A 26,376-nucleotide genomic window follows, 5' to 3' on the forward strand; every position below is an offset into this window, starting at 1 on the left:
GCGTTCCGGATCAGCCCTTGAGCCGGGCCATCCACTCCTCGACCTCGTCGGCCCGACGCGGCAGCTTGTCGGAGAGGTTCCGGTTGCCGTCCTCGGTGACGAGGATGTCGTCCTCGATCCGGACGCCGATGCCCCGGTACTCCTCGGGCACGGTCAGGTCGTCGGTCTGGAAGTACAGACCGGGCTCGACCGTGAGGCACACACCGGGCTCCAGCGTTCCGTTGACGTACGTCTCGGTGCGCGCGGCGGCGCAGTCGTGGACATCCATGCCGAGCATGTGACCGGTGCCGTGCAGGGTCCAGCGGCGCTGGAGTCCCAGCTCCAGGACCTTGTCCACCGACAGGTCGCCCAGCAGGCCCCACTCGACGAGCTTCTCGGCGAGCACCCGCTGCGCGGCGTCGTGGAAGTCGCGGTAGTCGGCGCCGGGCCTGACGGCGGCGATGCCCGCCTCCTGGGCCTCGTACACGGCGTCGTAGATCTTCCGCTGGAGCGGCGTGAACGTGCCGTTGATCGGAAGGGTGCGGGTCACGTCGGCGGTGTAGAGGTCGTTGGTCTCCACGCCGGCGTCGAGCAGCAGCAGCTCGCCGGAGCGCACCGGGCCGTCGTTGCGCACCCAGTGCAGGGTGGTGGCGTGCGGGCCGGCCGCGCAGATCGAGCCGTAGCCGATGTCGTTGCCCTCGATGCGGGCACGGAGGAAGAAGGTGCCCTCGATGTAGCGCTCGCTCGTCGCCTCGGCCTTGTCGAGGACCTTCACGACGTCCTCGAAGCCGCGCGCGGTGGCGTCGCAGGCCTTCTCCAGCTCGGCGATCTCGAAGGCGTCCTTCACCAGGCGGGCCTCGGAGAGGAAGACGCGCAGCTCCTCGTCGCGCTCCGCGGTGACCTTGTCGGTCAGTGCGGCCTCGATGCCGGCGTCGTGGCCGCGGACGTTGCGGACCGGGCCGGTGGCCTCGGTCAGCGCGGCGGGGAGCTCGCGCACGTCCTTCGCCGGGATGCCCAGCAGCTGCTCGGCCTCGGCGAGGGAGTGGCGGCGGCCGACCCACAGCTCGCCCTGGCCGTCGAGCCAGAACTCGCCGTTCTCGCGGTTGGAGCGCGGCAGCAGGTGGATGGTCGCCTCGTGACCGTCCTCGGTCGGCTCCAGGACGAGGACGCCGTCCTGGGTCTGGTCGCCGGTGAGGTACGCGTACTCGGTGGAGGCGCGGAAGGCGTACTCGGTGTCATTGGAGCGGGTCTTCAGGTTGCCCGCGGGGATGACCAGCCGCTCACCGGGGAAGCGCGCGGAGAGCGCGGCGCGGCGGGCGGCCGTGTGTGCGGCCTGGGCGATCGGTTCGAGGCCGTGCAGCTCGGTATCGGCCCAACCGGACTTCATGTTCGCGGCGAGTTCATCGGAGACGCCCGGGTACAGGCCGTTCTTCCGCTGCTTGACCGTTTCTTCTTCCTCGGTCTCCGGGTTCTCCGGGGTGAGCTCCTCAGCCACGATTTGTCTCCTTGATACGACACTGGACCCCGTCCATCGTACGGGCGTACAGAAGGGGGCACAGGGCCGGAAGACCTGTTACACGGCCGGGCCGGGGAATCCCGCGGGGCGTCAGTCGAAACGCGCGGCCAGGACGACCACGTCCTCCGCGTCCTCGCCGCGGTCGAGCCCGTCCGGCAGCACGGTGCGCAGCACATGGTCGGCGACGGCTCCGGCGTCCTGGCGCATCGCCTTGGGCACGGAAGCGGCCGCGGAGTGGAGCCGGGCGAACGCCCGGTCCGTCGAGTCGCCGGTACGGCGCAGCAGTCCGTCGGTGCAGAGCAGTACGGTCTCGCCGGGCGCCGGGGTGATCTCCACGCTGGGCGCCTCCCAGCAGGCGAGCATGCCCAGCGGCGCGGAGACCGAGGTCTCGACGAACTCGGTGCGCCGGTCGCCGATCAGGAGCGGAGGAGTGTGGCCCGCGCCGGCCAGCAGGATCTTGCGCTCGGCCGGCTCGCAGTAGGCGAACAGCGCGGTCGCCGTACGGGCCGGTTCGGTGAGCCGCAGCAGCAGTTCCAGATCCGAGAGCACGGCGACCGGATCCTCGCCCTCCATCACCGCGTACGCCCGCAGCCCGGCCCGCAGCCGTCCCATGGCGGCCAGGGCGCTCGGCCCGGAGCCGTTCACCGAGCCCACGGCGAGACCGAGCGCACCCTCCGGCAGTGCCAGCGCGTCGTACCAGTCGCCGCCGCCCTGCGGCGCCCGGCGGTGGCGGGCGGCCAGCTGCACACCGGCGACCCGGGGCAGCCGGCTGGGCAGCAGTTCCTCCGTGATGGTGGCGACATCGGCCCTGGCCCGCTCCAGCTCCAGCAGCCTGGCCAGGTGTTCAGCGGCGTAACCGGTGTAGAGGCCGGCGAGATGGCGCTGGCGTTCCAGTGGTTCGGCGGGTTCGTCGTACAGCCAGACGGCGGCGCCGAGCCTGCCGGTCGCCTCGGCGGTGATCGGTACGGCGTAGCTGGCGGCGTATCCGAGCCGGGCGGCGACTTCGCGGCGGCGGGGGTTCAGGCCGGGGTCGCCGAGCAGGTCGGGAGTGGTCAGCGCTCCTTCGGTGTCCGGGAGCCCTTCCAGGATCCGGCCGTAGGAGGTGGCGGTGCGCGGCACCGTCTCGATCAGTCCGAGCTCGGCGTGGGCGAGCCCGAGGCCGGTGGTGCTGACGGGGCCGCAGTGGTCGGACGGTTCGAAGACGACCAGGCCGCGGCGGGCGCCGACCAGGGCGGCTCCGGCGTCCAGGAACTCGTGGAGCGCGTCGTCGAGCGTGCCGGTTCCGGCCAGCCGCTCGGTGAGCTCGTGCAGCGTGGTGAGGTCGGAGACCCAGCCGGCGAGCCGGTCCTGGATGAAGGCTCCCGGGGCGGACGGCACTTCGGACAGGGACCCGGCAGTGTGATCTGAAACCGGAACTGTGGGATCGATTCCAGCCACTTTTGGCAGGTGTGGGGCGCTCATGGTCGCCGGCTTTCCGACCAGTGCGTTTTGTCGAATAGCATCGCAAACCCCCATGTCATTCTGCGCCGCTATCAGTGCATCCGCATGTACACGTGCACCACATGTACACGCACAAGTGAGGCGATGTCCAGCATTGTCCCCACGGTAAATGTGGTGTCCAAGAGACCGTCAAGTTGGCCAAAAATTGCACCCTGAGACAGGCATTTGCGGTCGACTGGGCGTGCTCGACAGGGGGTGCTCTCGGGGTGAAGTCCTGGAGAGAGCGTCATTTCGGGCATGCTGGGTACGTAATCGATGAAGGCCAGGGGCAGTTCTGATCGCCCCGGAACCCGGCAGACGGCCCGGACGTCCTCTCTTGTGACGGCCACGCCCCCACCCCCGAGTGGCGGGGTTTGCACCTCGGGACGGCAGGCGCGATATCTGCGCCGCTCCTCGCCATGCTCGTCCGGACCGGCTCGCCCGGACCCGTCTCGCACCTGCTCGACCCGGCCAGGCTCATGCTCGGTACCGACGACCCACCCGTACCGCAGACTTGAAGAGCACGTACGCACAGTGAAGTGATGCACACGTACGGCAACTCGCACGTGGTGTGATGTGGACCCTCGGCGTTCAACGGAAAGGAACGAGCGCTCATGCGCGAGATCCTCGGAAGGCGACGCAGGCTCCGGTTCCGGCGCAGGGGAAGGCCCGCCCGGCTCGACGCGGCCCTGACCTGTGCCACAGCATGGCAGTGGCCCGTGCTTCCCGGAGTGGGATCAAAGGCGGCCGGAGGCCGCGGGGGCCGTGGCCGCGGCTGCGCCTGTCCCGATCCCGAGTGCGCCGTGCCCGGCGCACACCCCTTCGATCCCGGTCTCCTCGCGGCGACCACCGACGAGCGCATGGTGCGCTGGTGGTGGGCCAACCGGCCCACCGCTCCGATCCTCCTGGCCACCGGCGGGCGCGCCCCGTGTGCGCTGAGCCTGCCGGCCGTGGCCGCCGCCCGGGCGCTGGCCGAGCTGGACCGGATGGGCGTACGGCTCGGACCCGTGGTGGCGACGCCCACCCGGTGGTCCCTGCTGGTTGCCCCGTACGACCTCGAACGGCTCGGTGAGCTGCTGTACGCCCAGGACTGGGTGCCCAGTTCGCTGCGTTTCCACGGCGAGGGCGGCTATCTCGTCCTTCCGCCGTCCGAGGTGGGGGCGGGGCAGGTGCGCTGGGAGCGGGCTCCTTCCCCGGAGCCCCGGCCGCGTCCGCACGGAAAGAGCCCGGTTGCCTCGTCCGCCGCGCCGTGGCTGCCGGACGTGGGTGCGGTGCTGGACGCGCTGGTCGAGGCGAGCAGTGGCGCCCCGGACGGCGGCAGCCGGCTGGCGTACTGACGGGGCGGTGGTGGGCGATGGCGGGCGCGCATCGTGCCCGCCATCGGAGTAACGGGGGGAGTCGCCCGGCCACGCATTCCGTCGGAATGTCCGGCGGACCGTCAGAAACTCATGCGAAGCCGACGCGTGGGGCCGCTCGATATCCGGGTGACCGATATCCGGCGTGCGTTATCCGGGTGGCGGATACGGGCTCCGGATGTGATCCCGGCCCATGCCGCGCAATGCAAAGCCTGCCGCTGCAAAGTCCGGCGCCAGAAGGCTTTCTGATGGCCTTTCCGGAACACTCGGGACGGATCTATCGAATATGTATTCGAGTGAGTTCGGGGCGGGATATTCCGTGGAGATCTTCCGGCATCCGGCATCCGTCCGGGGCTGATCGGGCCCTGCCCGGGCTCACCGAGGCGTCGGGCGTCGGAGCTCCTGCGGTGGTCGGGGTACGTGTGAAGGCGCCGGTGGCGGCGGGTCAGTCATGGGCCCGCAGTGCTCGATGAGGCGGGGGCGTACCGGCGAGGGGCTCGTGCGCGGGCTCGTGCGCCGCGTTGCGCGCTGTGCGCCGTATCCGGAAATGAGGATGCCCGATCGCTGGCGACGGGGGATGCACCAGCGACCGGGCTTCTAGAACGGTAACAAGAGATCTGCCGTTCGCAAATTCGATCTCGCGTATTCGGACAGGGATTTACCTGCGAGTATGGCGAGTTGTGACGCGAGTCACCCGATGGGTCCGGTGGACCCGGGGGTTGTCACTGTCAGCTGAGTGTCACCTGGCGGTTGGTGAGACCGCCGCGGGCCCGCCGCTCCTCCCCGGTGAGCGGTGCGTCCGAGGCGAGCGCCTCGGTCAGCCGCTCCGCGAATTCGGCCGCGGGCTTTTCGCACTCCTCGGCACCCATCGAGCTCGGCAGGTCCCAGACCGGGACCATCAGCCCGTGCGCCCGGAAGGAGCCGACCAGCCTGGTCCCCTCGCCCAGCGAGGAGGTGCCGGCGGCGTGCAGCCGGGCGAGCGCGTCGAGCAGCCGCTCCTCGGCGTGCGGCATGACCCAGCGGAGGTGGTTCTTCTCCGGGGTCTCGCACCAGTAGGCGGCGTCCACGCCGGCGAGCCGCGTCGTCGGGATCGCCGCCTCGTTCGCGCGCTCCAGGGAGGCGGACACTTCGGGCGTGGCGTTCTCCGCGTCCGGGACCCAGAACTCGAAGCCGGAGTGGACGACGGGCTCGAACGCCGCGTCGGGGTCGAGCACGTCCTGCAGCCGCGGGGCGTCGGCCGGCACGCGCTGCGCCGCCACCGGCGAACCGGGCTCGGCGTCCAGCGCCCGCCGCAGGATGTCCGCGAGGTCCCGGCTGAGGTCACCGGACGGGGTGTCGTTCTGCAGGGCGAGCAGCACCGAACCGTCGTCTCGGCGCAGCGCCGGCCAGGCCATCGGCAGGACGGTCGCGAGCGTCACCGAGGGCACACCCTCGGGCAGCCCGTCCTTCAGCGTCAGCTCGACCGTGGCGGCGGGCACCAGCTCGCGCAGCGCGACCCAGTCGCACTCGCCGGCCAGCCCCTCGAAGGGGCGGTGGACGAGTTCGGTCACGGCCTGGGCGGCGGCGCGGCCGTGGCATGCCTTGTAGCGGCGGCCCGAACCGCACGGGCAGGGCTCGCGAGCCCCGACCACCGGGATCTCGCCGTCCTTGAGCTGCTGCTTCCCGGCCTTGGTCTGAGGGCGCTTCTTGGCCATGGTGGGCTTTCTCCCGATTGCGACAGTGCGGTCTGGGCCGCGAGCCTAGCCGCCCTTGTCGCGTGTGGGACACATACGCCCACACGTCTGGCGGTACGGAGTGCGGAATGCACCGCTCCCGTGCGAACCCGCCCCGATGCCTCGGCGACGACCGATGCCCCGACGATGCCGTCACCGCCGCCGTGGCCGACGTCCGTGCCGGAAGGTCAGCCCACGTCGTCGAAGGCGTCCGCGAAGCCGAGCCCGTCGAGCGACACGCCCGCCCCGGACACGGCCGATTTCGAGACGGCCGGTGCGGCCGGTCCGCCCGGCACCCGGGACACCTGTCCGTCCCCCTCGTTGACGAGGACCCAGACGGTCACTTCACCGGACGAGCTGTCGCGTACTCCCCACTCGTCGGCGAGCGCGCTGATGATGTTGAGTCCGCGGCCGCCGCGCGCCGTCACCGATGGTGTGGCCGGAATCGGACGGGTCGGCCCGCCGCCGTCCGTCACTTCGACGGTCAGCCCGCCCGTTCTGTCGACCCGCCATGCGGCGCGGACGTCGCCGTCACCCACATCGGTGTGCCGGCCCAGCGGCCTGCCGTGCCGGCAGGCGTTGCTGAGCAGTTCGGAAAGAATCAGTACAGCATCGTCGACGACCGAATCCGACACCCCGTGGCTGCGCAACTGCTCGCGCATCCGGTGCCGCGCCTGACCCACGCCCGCAGGACCATGGGGAACGGCCATGCTCGACGACGTGGGCACCTCCTGTGCCACCACCAACGCCACCCCCGACACCTCCTTTGCCCCACGCCACGGAGTGGATGCCCTCCTGGACTGGACCGGAAACCGGCCAATGGACTGCCGGTGACGCACTCGTAACGATCGAATACGGTTCGAATGCGCCGGTGTACTCCGTGTAACTGATGTTAAGAGCGTCCCAGTTGTGACAGAACCTGTTTCGGGCGGTTCGTGATGATTGCTTCGACGCCCAGGTCGACGCAGAGTTGGACGTCCTCCGGTTCGTTCACCGTCCAGACATGGACGCGGTGCCCCGCGCGGTGCAGTCGTTCGATGTATCCGGGGTGGTTGCGTACGATCCGCATCCCCGGCCCCGCGATCCGCGACCCGGCCGGCAGCCGACCGTCGCGCAGCCGCGGCGAGACGAACTGCATCAGATACACGGTGGGCAGGGCGGGAGCCGCTGCCTGGACGCGGTACAGGGAGCGCGCCGAGAAGCTCATGATGCGTACCGGTGACGGGCCGTCGGCCGGCGGGGCGTCGAGCTCGAACTGTTTGAGCAGATGCAGCAGCCGCTCCTCCACCTGGCCCGCCCAGCGGGTGGGGTGCTTGGTCTCGATGGCCAGCTGGAGCGGACGCCCGGCGGCCCGGGTCTCGACGACGAGTTCGAGCAGCCGTTCCAGGGTGAGTACGGAGGTGAGCTCCCCCGGCACCGGATCCCAGTCCGGGGACTCCGACTCCTCGCGGTCCTTCCAGGAGCCGAAGTCGAGGGCGGCGAGCGCGGAGAGCTCCAGGGCGGAGACGGCGCCGCGGCCGTTGGAGGTGCGGTTCACCCGGCGGTCGTGTACGCACACGAGGTGGCCGTCGGCGGTGAGCCGTACGTCGCACTCCAGGGCGTCGGCGCCGTCCTCGATCGCCTTCCGGTACGCGGCCAGGGTGTGCTCGGGGGCATCGTCGGACGCGCCCCGGTGTGCGACGACCTGAGCGGGACGGTGCGTGGATTGCTGTCGTGCGTGGGTCACCGATTCATCGTGTCACCGCTGGGCGACCGCTGTGCACACGTCGCGCGACGGATCCTCGTACCCCCGCGCCGGGAGTGTGCCGCGTCCGCGCCGGGACTGCGCCGCGTGCTGCGGTGCGTCTTGCACCGGGGGATCGTTTTGCCCGATGTAAAGATTGGTGTGCGGATGCACAGGTCCTGCTTACAGTGGCCTGACGGGCCTTGGGAAAAGCTGTTACCGGACACGTACACAGCGGATCTCTTGCCGAACATTGATGTGGAACCGAGGAGTAAAGAGCTGTGAGCACAGAGAACGAGGGCAACGAGGGCACTGCGGCCGAGGCCGTTCCGTCCGTTCCGTCCGTACCTCCCGTGCCGGCCGACGCTCCTCAGGGGTCTCCCGGGAGCACGCCCGCGCCGGCCCCCGTCCCGGCGGAGGAACCGACCACCCAGGCCACCACGCCCATGGCTTCCGTCCCGGCGACGCCTCCCCACGCACCCCATGCGCCCCACGGACCCCAGTCGGCCGCCGAGGCCAACTGGCCGCCGCCCCCCGCAGTGCCCGCGTACGCCTCCCACGGTGCGGGCGGCGGCGGTGGTCCGGTCTGGGGCGCCCCGCCCCAGCCCCAGCCGTACGGTCCCGAAGGCCCGCGACGCAAGCGGGGCATGGGCGGCCTGGTGGCGGCGGTGGCCGCCGCGGCGCTGGTCGCCGGCGGCATCGGCGGCGCCTTCGGCTACTGGGCGGCCGACCGCGACACCTCCGGCTCGACCACGGTCTCGGCCCCCGCCAACCCGCAGGACCTCAAGCGCGATTCCGGCACGGTCGCGGGTGTGGCGGCCAAGGCGCTGCCCAGCGTGGTCACCATCGACGCGCAGGGCGGTGACGGCGAGGGCGGTACGGGCACCGGCTTCGTGTACGACAAGGAGGGCCACATCCTCACGAACAACCACGTGGTGGCCTCCGCGGCGGACAGCGGCCAGCTCACGGTGACGTTCTCCAACGGCAAGAAGTACGGTGCCGAGGTCGTCGGCCGGGCGCAGGGCTACGACGTCGCCGTGCTGAAGCTGAAGAACCCGCCGTCGGGGCTCACCCCGCTGGCCCTCGGCAATTCGGACCAGGTCGCGGTCGGCGATTCCACGATCGCGATCGGCGCCCCGTTCGGCCTGTCCAACACGGTCACCACGGGCATCATCAGCGCCAAGAACCGCCCGGTCGCCTCCGGCGACGGTTCCGGCGGCAGCAACTCGTACATGAGCGCCCTGCAGACCGACGCCTCGATCAACCCGGGCAACTCCGGCGGTCCGTTGCTCGATGCGCGTGGCGCGGTCATCGGCATCAACTCCGCCATCCAGTCGACCGGCAGCAGCGTCGGCCAGACCCAGGCGGGCTCCATCGGCCTCGGCTTCGCGATCCCGATCAACCAGGCGACCAATGTCGCCCAGCAGCTGATCAAGACCGGCAAGCCGGTCTACCCGGTGATCGGCGCCACGGTCTCCATGGACGAGAAGACCGGCGGCGCGGTCATCTCCGACCAGGGCGCGGGCGGCACGGAGGCCGTGTCGAAGGACGGCCCTGCGGACCGGGCCGGTCTCAGGGCGGGCGATGTCATCACGAAGTTCAACGACACCGTGATCGACAGCGGTCCGACCCTGATCGGTGAGATCTGGACCCACAAGCCCGGCGACCGGGTGACGCTGACCTACACGCGCGACGGCCGGACGGCGACGGCCCAGGTCACCCTGGGAGAGCGCAACGGCGACAGCTGACCGGCCGATCGGCCACAGCGCCCGATGCCGGGAGGGCCCCGCGGGTGCGGGGCCCTCCCGCGCATCCGGACGACGGCCGACTACCGGTACGCTGTAGGCGCTCCGTCACAGGTGGGCGGAGCAGGGGTGGGTTGCCCGAGCGGCCTAAGGGAACGGTCTTGAAAACCGTCGTGGCAGCGATGTCACCGTGGGTTCAAATCCCACACCCACCGCAGTGGTTGAGAGCCTCTGACCAGCAGCAACGGTCGGAGGCTCTCCCGCTTGGTCTGACGCGGTCGGGGTGGGTGGTGTGACTGTCCACCGGGGCCGGGGCGAGTCGCATCGAGTGCGGATACTCACACCGGAGCCATGGTTTCGCCAGGAGCAGGGGGGGAGCACCGCATCTCCGGGGAGAATCGATGAACGCTCGCACCCTGTCGCGTCCGACCTTCGCCAGTGCTGCTTCTGCTGTCTGTCTGGGGCTCGCCGGTGCGACCGTCGTGTTCGAGGTGGCTGCCGTGCTGTTCGCGGATCCCGGATTCGTCGGGATATGACCGTTCCTTCTCGCCGCCCCTGCTTCCTTGCTCGGCAGGTTGCTCCTGGTGTGTACGGGCGGCGCTGCGATGCGCACTGTTCCGGACGGACTGAGGGAGATCGCGGGCCCCGTGGGGGTGTGACCCAAGTCCCGTTTATTCGGGGCCCGTTCGCTGACCAGGGGTGCAGGAGTGACGGCTGGTGCGGCCGGTCGATCGGCACGGTTCGATACCAGCCATTTACGCCGGTGACACCGGCTGCGGGTGACGATTTTTGTCGCGGGAGGGGGCACCACGTGGTGCCCCCTCCTACTAGATTGTCAAAGCACGACGAGACCGATCATGATTGCGCTCCATCGTTCATCAACTGCCATTTGCTAGTCAGTCACTACGAAGAACCCTGGTGAACACCATGTCCAAGCAGGCTGTCGGACCGCACCACCACGCACGGCCGGGCTGACAGTGCTGGACGGCCGCGACGTTCGCAGTTGTTCCTGACCTGATCCGGTTGTCCGGGGCCCCCACATTCCCGGCCGAGAGTATGAGGCACGTTCTGTGAAGGTTCGTACGAGGCGGTCGGCCACCTTGATCTCCGGGGGACTGGCGGCGGTGCTGTTGGCGGGTTGCGGCTCCGAAGATCAGATCTGGCCGTTCGAGAGCAAGGACACGATGGTCGTCGGCATGTCCGACGGCATCCTGGCGACGGATCCGGCCGCGGGGTACGACCCGGGCTCCTGGCTGCTGTTCAACAACGTCTTCCAGTCGCTGCTGAGTTTCCCGCCCGGGAGTTCCATCCCGGTGCCGGAGGCCGCCGACGAGTGCGGATTCTCGGACGGCAGCAAGACCTACACCTGCACCCTGCGCGACGGGCTGAAGTTCAGCAACGGCCACAGCCTCACCTCGGCGGACGTCAAGTACTCCTTCGACCGGGCGATCAAGATCAACGACCCGGCGGGACCCGCGCCGCTGCTCTCCACCATCTCGTCGATCAGCACCCCGGACGACAAGACCGTCGTATTCCGGCTCAAGGTGCCCGACGCGACCTTTCCCAGCAAGATCGCATCGGGTGCCGGCTCCATCGTGGACCGCCGGGTGTATCCCAAGGACAGTCTGCTCAAGGGCGGAAAAACGGTTGGCTCCGGTCCTTACAAACTGGACTCCATAGACAAGTCGGAGGCCGAATTCTCGGTCTATTCCGGCTATCACGGCACCGCCGAGGTGAAGAACTCCGGCGTGACGATGAAGCTTTTCCAGGGCGATCAGCAGGCGCTCAAGACCGCGCTGGAGAAGGGCGATGTCGATATCGCGTACCGCGGTCTCACCGCCAAGACGATAGCCGCCCTGGACACCTCGCCCAGCGCCGAGAAGGACGGCCTCGACGTCGTCCAGGGCAACAGCGCGGAAGTCCAGCACATGGTCTTCAACGTTTCCGACCCGGTGGTCGGCAAGCTCGCCGTGCGCAAGGCCATTGCCTATCTCGTCGACCGGTACGCGCTGGTCAGCAAGGTCTACCAGTCCACGGCGACCCCGCTCTACTCGATCGTCCCGGTCGGTATCACCGGGCACGGCAACTCCTTCTTCAATACGTACGGGGACAGCCCGCAGCCGCAGAAGGCGAAGGACGTCCTGAGGGAATCCGGAATCACCGACAAGGTGCGCATCACCCTCTGGTCCACGCCGAGCCGTTACGGCCCCGCCACCGACGACGAACTTCAGACCATCGCCGATCAGTTGAACGAGAGCGGGCTTTTCGACGCCAGCATGAGGTCCGTCCCCTTCAACGAGTACGAGAAGGGCATCGCCGAGGGCAAGTACGGCGTCTATGTGAAGGGATGGGTGCCGGACTATCCCGACCCCGACAACTTCACCCAGCCGTTCTTCGGCAAGGGCAATGTCCTGTCGAACAATTACGAGAACAACGACATCACCAAGCAGATCATCCCGCAGACCTCGTCCATGACCGACCGCTCGAACACCCGGACGCCGTTCATCAAGCTCCAGGACATCGTGGCGCGTCAGCTGCCGCTCCTGCCGCTCTGGCAGGGCAAGCAGTACGCGGTCGCCAAGGACAACATCCGGGGTCTGCAGAACTGCCTGGACACCTCGACCGTCTTCCGGTTCTGGGAACTCAGCAGCGCTGACTGAAGGCTGCCCCGCCAGGGATTACGGGACAGCCTTCAGGGTCTTGATCCGCCGGACAGGCCCCAGGGCTCGTCCGGCGCGGCCGTGGTGAGGCAGGCCGCCGATGCGATCGTGGCGCGCGCCTCCTGCTCGGTGAGGCCGGTGCGGACGGCGGCGTGGGTGAGGGCGTCGGCCAGGGCGTCGCCGTAGCCGTGTTCGTAGGCGCGGCAGGCCGCCCAGAAGAGCCGTGCGTTGCGCTCGCCCTCGCGTGCCGCGAGGACGAAGCGGACCAGACCGCGGCCCCGGTCGGTCCGGCCCGCGCGGGCCGGGCGGCGCGCGGGAGGTATGAGCAGGCGCAGGAGTGCGCGGGGGCAGGGCGCCGGAGGCAGGTCGGCGGTGCCCGGGGCGACCCGGTAGCGGCCGTGCGCGGTGACCGAACCGGGGCCCACCAGATAGCCGCCGGTGCCCCGGATGTCGATGCCGGGCGCGAGTCGGCTCGCGGAGTTCGGTACGGGGACGCCGGGCGGGCCGGTCAGCCAGATGTGCCGCCCGCCGCTGGGGGTGAGGACCACGACGGTCGGCGGGATCGTGAACAGGTGGTGCAGGGCCAGCCGCCGGAGCGATGCGGCGGAGTCGCTGCCGTCGGCGGCGTCGACGTCCAGGTCGATGCCGATGAGGTGGTGCGGGGGCCGCCCGCAGGCGATGCCGTAGCCGGTGGCCCAGGGGGCGGCGGCGAAGAGGGCCCGTACGGCGGCCGGGTCGGTGGTGGCGTCGTGGACACCGTGCCCGGGAAGGCCGCACGCGCCCCGGCAGGTGGACCGGTGGTCGTCGTTCCGGTGCGGAGAGGGCAGCGCGGGAAGCTTGCGGGCGGTCAGCGGGATGACGGGGAGCCCGCGCTCGGCGGCGGAGAGCGCGTGGGCGAGGGCCAGGGTGGCGGTGCGCCGGTCGGTGATGGCCATGGTTCTATTTTCGTTCAGGTGTTCGAAAAAAGAAAGGGAGCGTCGTGCCGTCGGGCCGGCGCCGGAACGCTTCTTCCCTTGGGGGGTAAGGGCTCGGTCGGCCGGGTGATCCCGGGCGGGGCGTGTGCGGGGTGTGAGCTGGGCTTTTGGGGAGTGCATAGGTTTATCGGCGCTTCCTCACGCCTGCGGGGGAATCGGGTCGCACGGGTGGTTCGCCGGGGAATCGGTGGGCAACTCTGGTTGCGCGACGTCGTGACCAACACCGGGGCGGTCGGCCAACTGCCTCGGGACAAGCCGTACTTCCGGTTCCTGGAGGAATTGACATGGCAAGCATCCGTACCGCTCGTGCCCTCGCCGCAGTTGCCGCCCTGCCCCTCGCCGCCGCGCTCTTCGGTGGTGTGGCCCAGGCCGACAGCGGCTCGTTCGCGAACGACGGATCGAACGCGGCCGTTGCGACGGTCGTCGGCAGCGGCGTCGGCGGCAACAACACCGGCAACTCGTCCACGTCCCAGCAGCAGGCCGTCGGCTCCGGAGCGTCGAACCAGAGCAACTCCGCGCAGGTGAGCGGCTCGGCGTTCACCGTGATCGACCAGCACAGCGACAACGTCGCGGTGAACTTCACCAACCTCTGGTGAGCCGTGGCCGGTCATGGGCCGGTCGGGGGGCCGGACCGGGGTCGGTCGGAACAGCGGTCCGCGCGAGGGCGTTCGGTGCCCTCGCGCGGACCGTTTCGCGTTGTGGGGGGTGTGGGGTGCGGGCCGTGGTCAGGTGTCGGTGACCTTGACAGGGCCCCGTATCTGACGGACAGTCAGAAATCCTGATCCGTAAGCCCCGTGTCCGGGAGGCAGCCGCCGTGCACCTCGCCCAGACGGAACGTCAGCGACAGCTGCGCGCCGAACTCCGCACATACTTCCGCGAGGTGGTGCCCGGGAGGGAGGCGGGCACGGCCCCGGGGGACGGGGATCCGGCCGGGCAGCGGCGCGTGCTGCGCAGGATCGGCGCCGACGGGATGCTCGGGCTCGGCTGGCCCGTCGAGTACGGCGGCCAGGGACGCGGCGCCGACGAGCAGTTCATCTTCTTCGACGAGGCGTACCGGGCGGGCGCACCCGTCTCGATGGTCACCCTCAACACCGTCGGCCCGACGCTGATGAAGTACGGGACCGACGAGCAGAAGGCGTACTTCCTGCCCAGGATCCTCAGCGGCGAGCTCGTCTTCGCCATCGGCTACAGCGAGCCCGAGGCCGGCACGGACCTCGCCTCGATGCGTACCAGGGCGGTACGGGAGAGCGGGGACGCCCGCGGCCCGGACGGCGTCGAGGGCGGCGGCCACTGGGTGATCGACGGGCAGAAGATCTTCACCAGCAACGCCCAGAACGCGGACTGGATCTGGCTCGCCTGCCGTACGGACCCGGACGCGCCCAAGCACCAGGGCATCTCGATCGTCCTCGTCCCGACCGATGCCCCCGGCTTCTCCTGGACTCCGATCGAGACCGTGGGCGGGCTCACCACGACGGCGACGTACTACGACGGGATCCGGGTGCCCGCCACCAACCTGGTGGGTCCGGAGAACGGCGGCTGGGGGCTGATCACCAACCAGCTGAACCATGAACGGGTGGCGCTCGCGGCGATCGGGATGCAGGCCGAGGACTTCTACGAGGCGGCCCTCGCCCACGCCCGCACCCCCGACCCCGTGACGGGCAGCCGCCCGGCCGACGAGCCGTGGGTGCGCGCCCGGCTGGCCGAGGCGCATGCCCGGCTGGCGGCGACGCGCCTGCTCAACTGGCGCCTGGTGGGGGACGTCGGGGCGGGCTCACCGGCCCCGGGCGAGGCGAGCGGCGTGAAGTTCGCGGGGACCGAGAGCGCCGTCGAGGTGTACCGGATGTGCCAGGAGATCACCGGGGAGGCGGGCATGGTCCGGGGCGGTTCGCCCGGCTGCTCCGGGGACGGGGAACTGGAGCGGATGAACCGGGCGGCGCAGATCAACACCTTCGGGGGCGGGGTCAGCGAGGTGCAGCGGGAGATCGTCGCGACGATGCGGCTCGGCATGAAGAGGGGCAGGCGGTGACGGTCGTGCGGGAGGGGCGGAAAGTGCCCGAGGGGCGACAGGTGTCCGGGGGTCGGCAGAGGCCCGACGGGCGGCGGCAGGCCTCGGGGGAGCCGGACGAGTTGTACGGGCGGCTCAAGGCGTTCGAGGGGCGGGCGGCCGCCACCGCGGGCACCGGAAAGGACCCGGTCAACGAGCCGATGATCAGGCACTGGTGCGAGGCGATGGGGGACACGAACCCGGCGTACTCGGGGCCGGACGCGATCGCTCCGCCGACGATGCTCCAGGCGTGGACGATGGGCGGCCTGTCGGGGCACACCGACCGCTCCGCGGCGTACGAGGAACTCTTCGGCCTGCTCGACGGCGCGGGCTACACCTCGGTGGTCGCCACCGACTGCGAGCAGGAGTACCTGCGGCCGCTGCGGCCCGGGGACCGGATCACGTTCGACGCGGTCATCGAATCGGTCTCGGAGCGCAAGGCCACCAAGCTGGGAACGGGCTACTTCGTCACCACCCGCATGGACGTCCGGGCGGACGGGGAACCCGCCGGGACGCACCGCTTCCGGATCCTCAAGTACACCCCGGCGGCGCCGAAACGGGCGGCGCGCAACGGCGGCCGGAACCTGCGCCCGAGGCCGGTGATCAACCGGGACAACGCCGGGTTCTGGCAGGGCGTCGCCGAGCACCGGCTGCTGATCCAGCGCTGCGGCGACTGCGGCACGCTGCGCTTCCCCTGGCTGCCCGGCTGCAACGCCTGCGGCTGCCAGGAGTGGGACACGGTCGAGGCGAGCGGTGAGGGCACCGTCTTCAGCCATGTGGTCATGCACCACCCGCCCTTCCCCGCCTTCGGTGCCGACGGCGCGGGCGGGCCGTACGCGGTGGCGCTGATCGAGCTGTCGGAGGGGGTGCGGATGGTCAGCAACGTCATCGGCGTGCCCTGCGACAAGGTGCGGACGGGAATGCCGGTGCGGCTGGAATTCCTGCGTACGGACGACGAGTTGGAGCTTCCGGTCTTCCGGGGAGGCGAGGGCTGAGATGGATTTCGCACCCACCGAGGAGCAGGCCGCGGCACAGGGGCTCGCGGCGCGGATCTTCGGCGATCTGTCGACGCCCGAACGGCTGGCCGTGGCCGGCACGGGTACGGACACCGAGCTGTGGAAGGAGCTCTGCGCGGCCGGGCTGACCGCGGCCGTCGAGGAGACCGGGCTGCTCGGCCTGGTGCTCCTGCTGGAGGAACAGGGGCGCACGACGGCGCAGGTGCCGTTCGCGGCGAGCTGTGTGTACGGGCTGCTGGCCGTCGCCGGGCACGGCACGGGCGAACAGCGGGAGCGACTGCTGCCGCCACTGAGGGACGGCACCGCCGTCGCCACCGGGGCCTTCCCGGCCCGTGGCGGGATACGGGCCGACGACGCCGGGCGGCTGAGCGGCGGTGTGCCGTACGTGCCGTGGCTGCGGGACGCGGACCTCGTCCTCGTCCCGGACCGGGAGCGGCGCCTGTGGATCGTCCGGGCCGCTGACCCCGGTGTGCTGACCGAGCCGGTGGAGACCACGGCGCCGTGGTCGGCGGCGCGGCTGGTCCTGGACGGGGCGTCCGGGGAGCGGCTCGGCGGCGACGGGGCGTACGAGGCGGTGCTGGCCGCGGGCCGGACGGCGTTCGCCGGACTCCAGGCCGGGGTGTGCGCCGGCTCACTGGCCCGGGCCGTCGCCCACGCGAACACCCGCGAGCAGTTCGGGCGCCCGCTCTCCACCAAGCAGGGCGTCCTGCTGCGCGCCGCCGACGCCCATATGGACACCGAGGCGATCCGGGTCACCGCGTACGAGGCTGCCTGGCGCCATGACGCGGGGCTGCCGTACGGGCCCCAGTCGCTGACCGCGGCCTGGTGGGCGTCGGAGGCGGGGAAGCGGGTGGTGCACACCGGACAGCATCTGCACGGCGGCACCGGCGCGGACCTCGACCACCCCGTGCACCGCCACTTCCTCTGGGGGCGGCAGCTCGACGCCTATCTGGGCTGCGGCGGCGAAGTGCTTCAGGAACTCGGTGAGTCGCTGGTGAGGGAGGGCACGGAGTGAAGGCGAAGGCCGGTGACGAGCTGGCGCCGCTGGAGATCGAGGTGACCCGCACCCTGATCGTGGCGGGCGCGATCGCCTCCCGCGACTACCAGGACGTGCACCATGACGCGGAGCTCGCCCGGGAGAAGGGCTCCCCGGACATCTTCATGAACATCCTGACGACCAACGGCCTGGTCGGCAGGTACGTCACCGACCGCCTCGGCCCCTCGGCCGTGCTCCGCAGGGTCGCCATCAGGCTGGGCGCGCCCAACTACCCCGGGGACACCATGGTCCTGAGCGGCACGGTAACCGCCGTCGGGGACGACGGAACGGCAGAGGTGGAGGTCGTCGGGTCCAACGGTCTCGGCCGGCATGTCACCGGCACGGTGACCGTGGGCGTTTCGCAGGGGGCGGCATGAGTGTGCGCAGGGCCGATTCGCTCGGCGGCAGGGCGGCGGTCGTGGGGATCGGCGCGACCGAGTTCTCCAAGGACTCCGGGCGCAGCGAACTGAAGCTGGCCGTCGAGGCGGTGCGGGCCGCCCTCGACGACGCCGGGCTGACCCCCGCCGACGTGGACGGCCTGGTCACCTTCACCATGGACACCAGCCCGGAGATCACCGTCGCCCAGGCCGCCGGTATCGGTGAGCTGTCGTTCTTCTCGCGCGTCCATTACGGCGGCGGAGCGGCCTGCGCCACCGTCCAGCAGGCGGCCCTGGCCGTGGCGGCCGGGGTGGCCGACGTCGTGGTCTGCTACCGCGCGTTCAACGAGCGCTCCGGGCGCAGATTCGGCTCCGGCGTGCAGCAGCGGGAGCCCACCGCCGAAGGCACGGCGCTCGGCTGGAACCTGCCTTTCGGGCTGCTCACCCCGGCCTCCTGGGTCGCCATGGCCGCCCAGCGCTATCTGCACGCCTACGGGCTGACGCCGGACGTCTTCGGCCATGTCGCGGTCACCGACCGGCGCCATGCCGCCCGGAACCCCGCCGCGTACTTCTACGGGAAGCCGATCACGCTGGCCGATCACGCGGCGTCGCGGTGGATCGTCGAACCCCTGCGGCTGCTCGACTGCTGCCAGGAGACCGACGGCGGACAGGCGATCGTCGTCACGAGCGCCGAGCGGGCCCGGGACCTGCGGCGGCCGCCCGCCGTGATCGTGGCCGCCGCGCAGGGTGCCGGGCGGGCGCAGGAGCAGATGACGAGCTTCTACCGCGACGACCTGACCGGTCTGCCGGAGATGGGGGTGGTCGCCCGGCAGCTCTGGCGCAGCTCGGGCCTGACCCCCTGCGACATCGATGTGGGGATCCTCTACGACCACTTCACCCCGTTCGTCCTGATGCAGCTGGAGGAGTTCGGCTTCTGCGCGCCGGGCGAGGCGGCCGGCTTCGTCGAGGCGGACGCACTGCCCCTGAACACCCACGGGGGCCAGCTGGGGGAGGCGTATCTGCACGGGATGAACGGCATCGCGGAGGCGGTCCGGCAGATCCGGGGCTCGTCGGTGAACCAGGTGCCCGGGGCCGCCAGGACCCTGGTCACGGCGGGCACCGGCGTCCCCACCTCGGGCCTGATCCTCGGCACGGACGGCTGAGCGCGCCCGGCCGGGAGCGGCGTCCCCGGCCGGGCACGACGTCAGGGGGCGCCCCTGAGCCCCGCGGACGAGGACTCCACCTACAGGAGGTGGAGCAGGCCCTACCCCTACACCCTGAGGCGGACGCGGTTTCGGGACCTGGGGCCGATCCCCGGAGCTGCGCCCGCTTCTAGCGTGGAGCCATGACCACGCCAGTCTGCACGGGCAGCTCCGGGGGAGCCGCCGCCACCGGACACGCGCCGCACATGCCGCACCCGGGACACATGTCGCACACCCTGCACACCACAGGGCACGGCTCACCCAGCCAGCACGGAGCGCGCGGCGCACGCCCCGCGTACGGCTCGCGGACGCCGTACGACCCGTATCCGTCCTTCTCCTCCTTCGTCCGGGCGAGAGGGCCGGTGCTGCTGCGCGCCGCGCGCTCGCTCACCGCCAACCCGAGCGATGCCGAGGACCTGCTGCAGACCGCGCTCACCAAGACCTACGTCGCCTGGGAGCGGATCGAGGACCACCGGGCGCTCGACGGCTATGTCCGCCGGGCCCTGCTGAACACCCGTACCTCGCAGTGGCGCAAGCGCAAGGTCGACGAGTTCGCCTGCGACGAGCTGCCCGAGCAGGAGGCCACCCCAGGCCCCGACCCGGCCGAGCAGCAGTCGCTGCACGACGCGATGTGGCGTGCCGTGCTGAAGCTGCCGGACCGCCAGCGGGCGATGGTCGTCCTGCGTTACTACGAGGACCTGAGCGAGGCCCAGACGGCCGAGGTGCTCGGGGTCTCCGTCGGCACGGTGAAGAGCGCGGTGTCGCGGGCGCTCGGCAAGCTCAGGGAGGACCCGGAGCTCGCTCCGGTGCGTTGACCTCCGGCGGTGCCGCCGCGCCGACCAGGCGTGATTTTGCCGACCGACGCTGATTCGTACTCCCGGAACTAGTGACATACCGAACGGTATGTGAGCAGAATCAGGCCAACCTTACTGCCGCGTAGCGCCCACCGGGAGGACGCCGTGCTGAGCACCATGCAGGACGTACCGCTGACTGTCACCCGCCTCCTCAAGCACGGGATGACCATTCACGGGAAGTCGCAGGTCACGACGTGGACCGGTGAACCCGAGCCGCAGCGGCGCAGCTTCGCCGAGATCGGCCGACGGGCGACGCAGCTCGCGGGCGCGCTCCGCGAGGAGCTCGGTGTCGAGGCCGACCAGCGGGTGGCCACCCTCATGTGGAACAACGCCGAGCACGTCGAGGCGTATCTCGCGATCCCCTCGATGGGCGCGGTCCTCCACACGCTCAATCTCCGGCTCCCGGCCGAGCAGCTGGCCTGGATCGTCGGGCACGCCGCCGACCGGGTCCTCATCGTCAACGGCTCCCTGCTGCCGCTGCTCGCACCGCTCCTCCCCCGGCTGACGTCGGTCGAGCACGTGATCGTCACCGGCCCGGGCGACCTCTCGCTCCTCGACGGGGCGGCGCCCCGGGTGCACGAGTACGAGCAGCTGATCGCCGGCCGCCCCACCCACTACGACTGGCCCGAACTGGACGAACGCCAGGCAGCCGTCATGTGCTACACCTCCGGCACCACCAGCGACCCCAAGGGCGTCGTCTACTCCCACCGCTCCATCTACCTGCACTCCATGCAGGTCAACATGGCCGAGTCGATGGCCTTGACCGACACCGACACCACGCTCGTGGTCGTCCCCCAGTTCCATGTGAACGCCTGGGGGCTGCCGCACGCGGCGTTCATGTCCGGCGTCAACATGCTCATGCCGGACCGGTTCCTGCAGCCCGCCCCGCTCGCCGAGATGATCGAGCGCGAGAGGCCGACCCACGCCGCCGCCGTCCCCACCATCTGGCAGGGACTGCTCGCCGAGGTCACCGCCAACCCGCGCGACCTCAGCTCCATGGCCCGCGTCACCATCGGCGGCGCGGCCTGTCCGCCCTCCCTCATGGCGGCGTACGACAAGCTCGGCGTCCGCCTCTGCCACGCCTGGGGCATGACGGAGACCTCGCCGCTCGGCACCATGGCCCACCCGCCCGCCGGACTGACCGAGGAGGAGGAATGGTCCTACCGCGTCACCCAGGGCCGCTTCCCGGCCGGCGTGGAGGCGCGGCTGGTCGGTCCCGGAGGCGAGCACCTGCCGTGGGACAACGAGTCGGCCGGTGAGCTGGAGGTGCGCGGCCCCTGGATCGCCGGGTCCTACTACGGGGGTGCGGACGGCGAGGCCCTGCACCCCGAGGACAAGTTCAGTGAGGACGGCTGGCTGAAGACCGGTGACGTCGGTGTGATCAGCGAGGACGGCTTCCTCACGCTCACCGACCGGTCCAAGGACGTCATCAAGTCCGGCGGCGAGTGGATCTCCAGCGTCGGACTGGAGAACGCTCTGATGGCGCACCCCGATGTGGCCGAGGCGGCGGTCGTCGCCGTCCCGGACGAGAGGTGGGGCGAGCGGCCGCTGGCGACCGTGGTCCTCAAGGACGGTGCGAGCGTCGCCTACGAGGAGCTGAAGGACTTCCTCGCCACGTCCGGCATCGCCAAGTGGCAGCTGCCGGAGCGCTGGACGGTCATTGAGGCCGTGCCGAAGACCAGCGTCGGCAAGTTCGACAAGAAGGTGATCCGGAGGCAGTACGCGGAGGGCGAGCTGGACATCACCCAACTCTGAACCGAGGCTTGTGGAAACGAGAGGGCGGTACGGGCGTCGTCCCGTACCGCCCTCGTCGTGTCCCGCGTCTCAGTTCGTACCGATCTTCGCGAGCAGATCGACGATGCGCGACTGGACCTCTTCGCTCGTGGACCGCTCGGCCAGGAAGAGCACGGTCTCGCCCGAGCTGAGCTTCGGCAGCTCCGACCCGGTCATGTCGGCGGAGGTGTAGACGACCAGCGGGGTCCGGTTCAACTGACCGTTCGCACGCAGCCAGTCGACGATCCCGGCCCGGCGGCGGCGTACCTGCATCAGGTCCATCACCACCAGATTGGGCCGCAGCCGGGTGGCGAGCGACACCGCCTCGCTGTCGGTGGAGGCCCGCGCCACCTGCATGCCGCGGCGTTCCAGGGTCTCCGTCAGCGCCAGCGCGATCTCCTCGTGCTCCTCGATCAACAGCACCCGGGGCGGATGCTGTTCGCTGTCGCGCGGGGCGAGCGCCTTGAGGAGCACGGCGGGGTCGGCGCCGTACGCCGCCTCCCGCGAGGCCTGCCCGAGCCCGGCCGTCACCAGCACCGGGACCTCGGCCGCCACCGCTGCCTGCCGCAGCGACTGCAGGGCCTTGCGGGTGATCGGGCCGGTCAGCGGATCGACGAAGAGCGCGGCGGGGAACGCCGCGATCTGGGCGGCGACCTCCTCGCGCGAGTGCACGATCACCGGTCGGTAGCCGCGGTCGCTCAGCGCCTGCTGGGTGGAGACATCGGGCGCGGGCCAGACGAGCAGCCGGCGCGGGTTGTCCAGCGGCTCCGGAGGCAGCTCGTCGTCGACCGGCTGCGGCGACGGACGGTTGGCGACCTCGACCGCGCCACCCGGACCGTCCAGCGGCTCCGGCCCCTCGGCACCCTCGTCGGGCGCCCCTATCGCGTACGAGCGCCCCTCGGCCTCCGGCGCGGAACGCAGCTGCCCCGGACCCTGGCCCGGGATCTGTGCCGGACCGGCCGGGGACGGCGTGGCCTGAGAGGTGCGCTCGCCCTCCGGCGGCGCGGCGAGCTTGCGGCGCCGCCCGGCACCGCCGAGCGTCTGGTTCTGCTGGTGCGCGAGTTGCTGGGCGAAGGGCACACCCTGCCCGAGCGTCCGCACGCTGAACGCGCGCCCCTGCGTCGAGTCCGACGAATCGCCGGGCATCGGCGCCTCCGCGGGCAGCGGCTGCCTACGCGCGTCCGCCACGGGCGAGACGCTCTGCGGGTGGCCCTCCGCGCTCTCCGGGGAGCCCGGGACCGCCGTGGTGCCGGTGGTGTGCGTCGTCGGTCCGGCCGCGGGCCGGTCCGCACCCTCGCCGGGCGGCTCCTCGGCCCGCTCGGGCGGGACGGCGGGCGCCTCGGGCCCACCGGGCTGCTCGGGAGCCTCGGAGTGCCGGGCCCGGCGACGGCCGGTCGGTACGGGATGCGCCTGGGGCGGTGTGTGGTCCTCGCCGGGCGCGATGCGTACGGCGTCATGGCGGCCCGGCAGCGAGGCGTCCGCGTCGGCCGCCGCCTCGGGAGCCGGGGCCGGGGACCGGTCGGCCTCCGCGGGCGGGAGGGCGAAGGCGGTACGGGGCCCCGCGGGCTCGGCCTGGGCGGTCCGCTCCTGCGTGGCCGCCAGCGCCCGCCGGGCCCGCCGCCCGGTCGGCTGAGCCGCCTGTGCGGGTCCGGAGCCGTCACCGGGCTGCGGGCCCCCCTCGGAGCCGGCGGGGGCGGCCGAGGGAGCGGGCAGGGCCAGCTGGTTCTCGGCGCCCTGACGTGCGCGGTGTCCGCCCGCAGGCACCGGGACCGGCATCGGCCCCTCGGCCGGAACGCCCTGCGGCGGCACGGTCTGGCCGAGCTGCGGCCGGCCACCGCCGCCCTGCGCGCCCTCGGCCGCCGTCACCACGGCCCCCTCGGACGGCGCCGCGGCCGCGGGCAGCGCCAGGGCCTGCCCGGCGCCCCGCCCCTGTGCCTGCTCGGGCAGCTGAACCCCGGCCTCCGCCGGACTCGGCCGCCCCCGCCTGCGCCCCGAACCGCCACCCTGCGTGTCCTGCGCCCCCGGCACCGCACGCTCGTCCTGCGCACCGGGCTCACGACGCGCCCGCCGCCGCCCCGTCGGCTCGCCCGCCGCCGTGTCACCGGACCCGTCACCGGCCCCGGAACCGCCCACCGGGCTCTCCAGGAACGCGTCCGTGGACGCCCGGCGAGCCCGCCGCCGCCCGCCGCCCGGCTGCTGCCCCGCCACCCCGGGCCCGGGAGCGGGCTGCGCACCGGCCTCCGGCTCCGGCTCGGACGAGGGCGCCGTCACCGTGCCCGAGCCCGCGCCCAACGGCACTTCGAGCACATACGCGCTGCCGCTCATCCCCGGCACCTCGTGCGTCTGGAGCACGCCGCCGTGCGCCCGCACGATCCCGCGCACGATCGGCTCGTGCACCGGGTCTCCCCCGGCGAACGGCCCGCGCACCTCGATCCGTACGACCTCACCGCGCTGCGCCGCCGCGACGACGACCGTGGAGTCGACGTACCCGCCGCCGGGTGCCACCCGGGCCTTGCCGGTCGAGTCGACCCCGGCGACGTCCGCGACCAGGTGGGCGAGCGCGGTCACCAGCCGGGCCGCGTCCACCTCGGCCTCGATCGGCGGCGCGTGCACGGCGAACTGGGCGCGCCCGGGACCGATCAGCTCGACGGCAGCGTCGATACCGGCCGTCACGACCGAGTCCAGCAGCACGTTCGCCTTGACCAGCTTCTCGGAGCCGGCGTCCAGGCGCTGGTAGCCGAGCACGTTGTCGACGAGGGTGGTCATCCGGGCGTAGCCCGCGGCCAGGTGGTGCAGGATCTGGTTCGCCTCGGGCCACAGCTGCCCGGCCGGGTCGGCGGCGAGCGTGGAGAGTTCGCCGCGCAGCTCCTCCAGCGGGCCGCGCAGCGATTCGCCGAGCACGGCGGTGAGCTGGGTGTGCCGGGCGGTCAGCGCCGCCAGCAGGTCGGCCTGAGCCTCCAGCTCGGCCGCGTACCGCTCGGTCCGGTCGGCCAGCTCCGTGCTGTGCCGTTCCGTCAGTTCGGCGAGCTCGGCGGTGTGGCTCCCGGTCAGTTCGGCGACCTCGGCCCGGTGCTGCGCACCGAGCTCCTCGTACGGCCTGCGGTCGGTGAACGTCATGACGGCGCCGACCAGTTGGTCGCCGTCCCGGACCGGTGCGGTGGTCAGATCGACCGGCACCTGCGCGCCGCTCTTGGACCACAGGACCTGGCCGCGCACCCGGTGCTTGCGCCCGGACCTGAGGGTGTCGGCGAGCGGAGACTCCTCGTACGGGAACGGCTCGCCCTCCGCCCGCGAGTGCAGGATCAGCGGATGCAGCTCCTGGCCGCCCAGATCGCTGGCGCGGAAGCCGAGGATCTGCGCGGCGGCGGGGTTGACCAGCACGACCCGGCCGTCGGTGTCCGTACCGACCACGCCCTCGGCCGCGGCCCGCAGGATCATTTCGGTCTGCCGCTGCGAACGGGCCAGTTCGGCCTCGGTGTCCACGGTGCCCGACAGGTCCCGTACGACGAGCATCAGCAGCTCGTCGCCCGTGTAGCTGCCGCTGTAGGTGCTCTGGAAGTCGTTGTACGCGGCCTGCCCGTCCTCCAGGCTGGCGCTGGTGACCTCGACGGGGTACTCGGTGCCGTCGGTCCGCCGCGCGGTCATCCGGGTCGGCTTCGTGCGGCCGCGGTCGTCGGCGGTCTCGGGGCGGCGCATCGACCCCGGGATCAGCTTGGAGTCGAACTCGGGCAGCAGGTCGAGAAGCCCGCGCCCGACGAGCGCGGTTCCCGGCGTCTCGAACATTTCGAGCGCGATGGTGTTGGCGTTGACGACCGTGCCGTTGCAGTTGACGAGCAGCAGCCCGTCGGGGAGTGCATCGAGTATGGCTGCGAGGCGAGCAGCGCCCCGGGATGGCCTGCTGCTCACGACGACGCTTCCTCCCTGATTACCGCACCTTGCCGACAGCGGGCCCCATCTTGCCCCTCGGACCGCGGGCTGTCACTGGAGGAGTCTAAAGGCAGCGAAGGGACAAGGGGCTGCGGATGAGGGGGAGCTCTCACCAAGGTTCTGTGCATACGGTGTACGACTCCGTCCGGGCCGGCCGGGTCAGCCGACGTTCGGGAGCGCCGGACGCAGGTTGTTCCAGCGGGAGATCTCGCAGCCGTCGGTCCGGCTGAAGACCGTGTCGACGCGCCGTCCCTGCCAGGTCCCGGTGACCCGCGCGGTGGCCGGGCCCCCGAACTGCCGGGTGCACAGCGCGTCCCCGGGCACCGGGGAGAACGGGTCCGCGCCCTCGCCCGCCAGCTCGTCCAGCCGGCCGCAGGCCTGCCCCGCCACCGGGTGACTGCCGCCCGCCGGTCCGCACCGCAGCTCGAAGGTGCCCTCGGCCTCGGAGTTCTCCGGGCCCGAGACCGTGATCGTCAGCTGGGTGCGGGCGCCGTCCCGCAGCACGGGAAGTGGCAGTGGCAGCGGAAGCGGGCCGGTGGCCGCGGTCGCGGCCGGCACGGCGGCGGACAGCGCGGCGAGGGACGCGACGGCGGTGAGGGCGAGGCGGCGCAGCATGCGGGCTCCTGTGCTCGTGCACTCGGCGGAGTGCCGGTGGAAAGGACGGAAGGACGGGAGGGCGGCGCCTCCGTCATCACTAACGCTCCGCACGCCACGGCGTTGCGCAACCGCAGGCGCTTTGCTCTCGTGCCCGCCTGCCTAGTACCGTAGGCGTCGATTGGTGACGCACCGCTCGACTGTGTCATCATCTGCACGCACCACTCGCGCTCGCGCGAGGTGTGTATGGGAGGCGTCGCCTAGTCCGGTCTATGGCGCCGCACTGCTAATGCGGTTTGGGTCTTAAAGCCCATCGAGGGTTCAAATCCCTCCGCCTCCGCTCTCTGACCAGGGAGTTCAGCCCATCTCGGCTGAACTCCCTGAGTCGTTTTCGGAGCCGTTTCGGTGAC

At 71.4% G+C, this 26,376-nt stretch carries 20 protein-coding genes and 2 tRNA genes; 14 read left to right on the forward strand and 8 right to left on the reverse strand.

The features are described 5' to 3' along the window. Positions 1-10 precede the first annotated feature (10 nt). Positions 11-1,474, reverse strand: a complete 1,464-nt coding sequence (locus tag BT364_RS29165) for an aminopeptidase P family protein (protein WP_072488226.1) — start codon at positions 1,472-1,474, stop codon at positions 11-13. 111 nt (positions 1,475-1,585) lie between these two features. Next, positions 1,586-2,956, reverse strand: a complete 1,371-nt coding sequence (locus tag BT364_RS29170; RefSeq protein WP_256260264.1) for a PP2C family protein-serine/threonine phosphatase — start codon at positions 2,954-2,956, stop codon at positions 1,586-1,588. Between the two features lie 632 nt (positions 2,957-3,588). Here BT364_RS29170 and BT364_RS29175 point away from each other — a divergent pair. After that, entirely contained in the window at positions 3,589-4,311 is a 723-nt protein-coding gene (locus BT364_RS29175) for a bifunctional DNA primase/polymerase (protein ID WP_072488228.1), read from the forward strand. A gap of 746 nt (positions 4,312-5,057) precedes the next feature. On the opposite strand, the gene BT364_RS29180 is transcribed toward BT364_RS29175, so the two are convergent. From BT364_RS29180 to BT364_RS29190, 3 genes are all read right to left on the reverse strand, one after another. Further along, the gene (locus BT364_RS29180; protein ID WP_072488229.1) at positions 5,058-6,023 is read right to left on the reverse strand and encodes a DUF5926 family protein; all 966 of its coding nucleotides are present in this window, start codon (positions 6,021-6,023) and stop codon (positions 5,058-5,060) included. 206 nt (positions 6,024-6,229) lie between these two features. Continuing rightward, positions 6,230-6,880 carry an ATP-binding protein gene (locus tag BT364_RS29185; protein ID WP_072488230.1) on the reverse strand — a complete coding sequence of 217 codons (651 nt, stop codon included), beginning with the start codon at positions 6,878-6,880 and terminating at the stop codon, positions 6,230-6,232. A gap of 53 nt (positions 6,881-6,933) precedes the next feature. Further along, complete coding sequence (locus tag BT364_RS29190; protein ID WP_072488231.1) at positions 6,934-7,767, reverse strand: glycerophosphodiester phosphodiesterase; 834 nt, start codon at positions 7,765-7,767, stop codon at positions 6,934-6,936. A gap of 278 nt (positions 7,768-8,045) precedes the next feature. Here BT364_RS29190 and BT364_RS29195 point away from each other — a divergent pair, with 278 nt between their 5' ends. The 4 genes from BT364_RS29195 to BT364_RS29205 all read left to right on the forward strand — a co-directional run bounded on the left by BT364_RS29195 (position 8,046) and on the right by BT364_RS29205 (position 12,169). Further along, positions 8,046-9,512: a trypsin-like peptidase domain-containing protein gene (locus BT364_RS29195; protein WP_072488232.1), complete on the forward strand. Its 1,467-nt coding sequence runs from the start codon at positions 8,046-8,048 to the stop codon at positions 9,510-9,512. A 125-nt stretch (positions 9,513-9,637) separates the two neighbouring features. Further along, positions 9,638-9,724, forward strand: a tRNA-Ser gene (locus BT364_RS29200). 186 nt (positions 9,725-9,910) lie between these two features. Continuing rightward, positions 9,911-10,045, forward strand: a complete 135-nt coding sequence (locus BT364_RS43400; protein WP_256260265.1) for a hypothetical protein — start codon at positions 9,911-9,913, stop codon at positions 10,043-10,045. Positions 10,046-10,579: 534 nt separating this feature from the next. Continuing rightward, complete coding sequence (locus tag BT364_RS29205; RefSeq protein ID WP_072488233.1) at positions 10,580-12,169, forward strand: ABC transporter substrate-binding protein; 1,590 nt, start codon at positions 10,580-10,582, stop codon at positions 12,167-12,169. Between the two features lie 32 nt (positions 12,170-12,201). Here the strand turns inward: BT364_RS29205 and BT364_RS29210 are convergent, their stop codons facing one another. Next, positions 12,202-13,104, reverse strand: a complete 903-nt coding sequence (locus tag BT364_RS29210; RefSeq protein WP_072488234.1) for a bifunctional DNA primase/polymerase — start codon at positions 13,102-13,104, stop codon at positions 12,202-12,204. A 323-nt stretch (positions 13,105-13,427) separates the two neighbouring features. Between BT364_RS29210 and BT364_RS29215 the strand changes: the two genes are divergently transcribed. From BT364_RS29215 to BT364_RS29250, 8 genes are all read left to right on the forward strand, one after another. Then, entirely contained in the window at positions 13,428-13,739 is a 312-nt protein-coding gene (locus BT364_RS29215) for a hypothetical protein (protein WP_072488235.1), read from the forward strand. 218 nt (positions 13,740-13,957) lie between these two features. Further along, on the forward strand, positions 13,958-15,169 hold the full coding sequence (locus BT364_RS29220; RefSeq protein ID WP_072488236.1) for an acyl-CoA dehydrogenase family protein: 1,212 nt from the start codon (positions 13,958-13,960) through the stop codon (positions 15,167-15,169). A 41-nt stretch (positions 15,170-15,210) separates the two neighbouring features. Next, positions 15,211-16,182, forward strand: a complete 972-nt coding sequence (locus BT364_RS29225) for a bifunctional MaoC family dehydratase N-terminal/OB-fold nucleic acid binding domain-containing protein (RefSeq protein ID WP_072488237.1) — start codon at positions 15,211-15,213, stop codon at positions 16,180-16,182. A 1-nt stretch (position 16,183) separates the two neighbouring features. Then, the gene (locus tag BT364_RS29230) at positions 16,184-17,218 is read left to right on the forward strand and encodes an acyl-CoA dehydrogenase family protein (protein ID WP_072488238.1); all 1,035 of its coding nucleotides are present in this window, start codon (positions 16,184-16,186) and stop codon (positions 17,216-17,218) included. Further along, the gene (locus tag BT364_RS29235; RefSeq protein WP_072488239.1) at positions 17,215-17,616 is read left to right on the forward strand and encodes a MaoC family dehydratase; all 402 of its coding nucleotides are present in this window, start codon (positions 17,215-17,217) and stop codon (positions 17,614-17,616) included. Before BT364_RS29230 ends, BT364_RS29235 begins: the two co-directional genes overlap by 4 nt. Continuing rightward, positions 17,613-18,779 (forward strand): lipid-transfer protein, encoded by a 1,167-nt coding sequence (locus BT364_RS29240; protein ID WP_072488240.1) that lies wholly within the window; start codon positions 17,613-17,615, stop codon positions 18,777-18,779. The genes BT364_RS29235 and BT364_RS29240 overlap by 4 nt, the downstream gene beginning before the upstream one ends. Positions 18,780-18,961: 182 nt before the next feature. After that, positions 18,962-19,633, forward strand: coding sequence for a SigE family RNA polymerase sigma factor (locus tag BT364_RS42335; protein ID WP_072488241.1), 672 nt, complete (start codon positions 18,962-18,964; stop codon positions 19,631-19,633). A 144-nt stretch (positions 19,634-19,777) separates the two neighbouring features. Continuing rightward, complete coding sequence (locus BT364_RS29250) at positions 19,778-21,427, forward strand: long-chain fatty acid--CoA ligase (protein ID WP_072488242.1); 1,650 nt, start codon at positions 19,778-19,780, stop codon at positions 21,425-21,427. 69 nt (positions 21,428-21,496) lie between these two features. Here BT364_RS29250 and BT364_RS29255 read toward each other — a convergent pair whose 3' ends face one another. Both BT364_RS29255 and BT364_RS29260 read right to left on the reverse strand, forming a co-directional pair. Then, complete coding sequence (locus BT364_RS29255; protein WP_072488243.1) at positions 21,497-25,351, reverse strand: PAS domain-containing protein; 3,855 nt, start codon at positions 25,349-25,351, stop codon at positions 21,497-21,499. Positions 25,352-25,531: 180 nt separating this feature from the next. After that, the gene (locus BT364_RS29260) at positions 25,532-25,987 is read right to left on the reverse strand and encodes an SSI family serine proteinase inhibitor (RefSeq protein WP_072488244.1); all 456 of its coding nucleotides are present in this window, start codon (positions 25,985-25,987) and stop codon (positions 25,532-25,534) included. A gap of 228 nt (positions 25,988-26,215) precedes the next feature. On the opposite strand from BT364_RS29260, the gene BT364_RS29265 reads away from it, so the two are divergent. Beyond that, positions 26,216-26,306, forward strand: a tRNA-Ser gene (locus BT364_RS29265). The last annotated feature ends 70 nt before the right edge of the window (positions 26,307-26,376 follow it).

Source organism: Streptomyces atratus, from assembly GCF_900119365.1.
GTDB lineage: Bacteria > Actinomycetota > Actinomycetes > Streptomycetales > Streptomycetaceae > Streptomyces > Streptomyces atratus_B.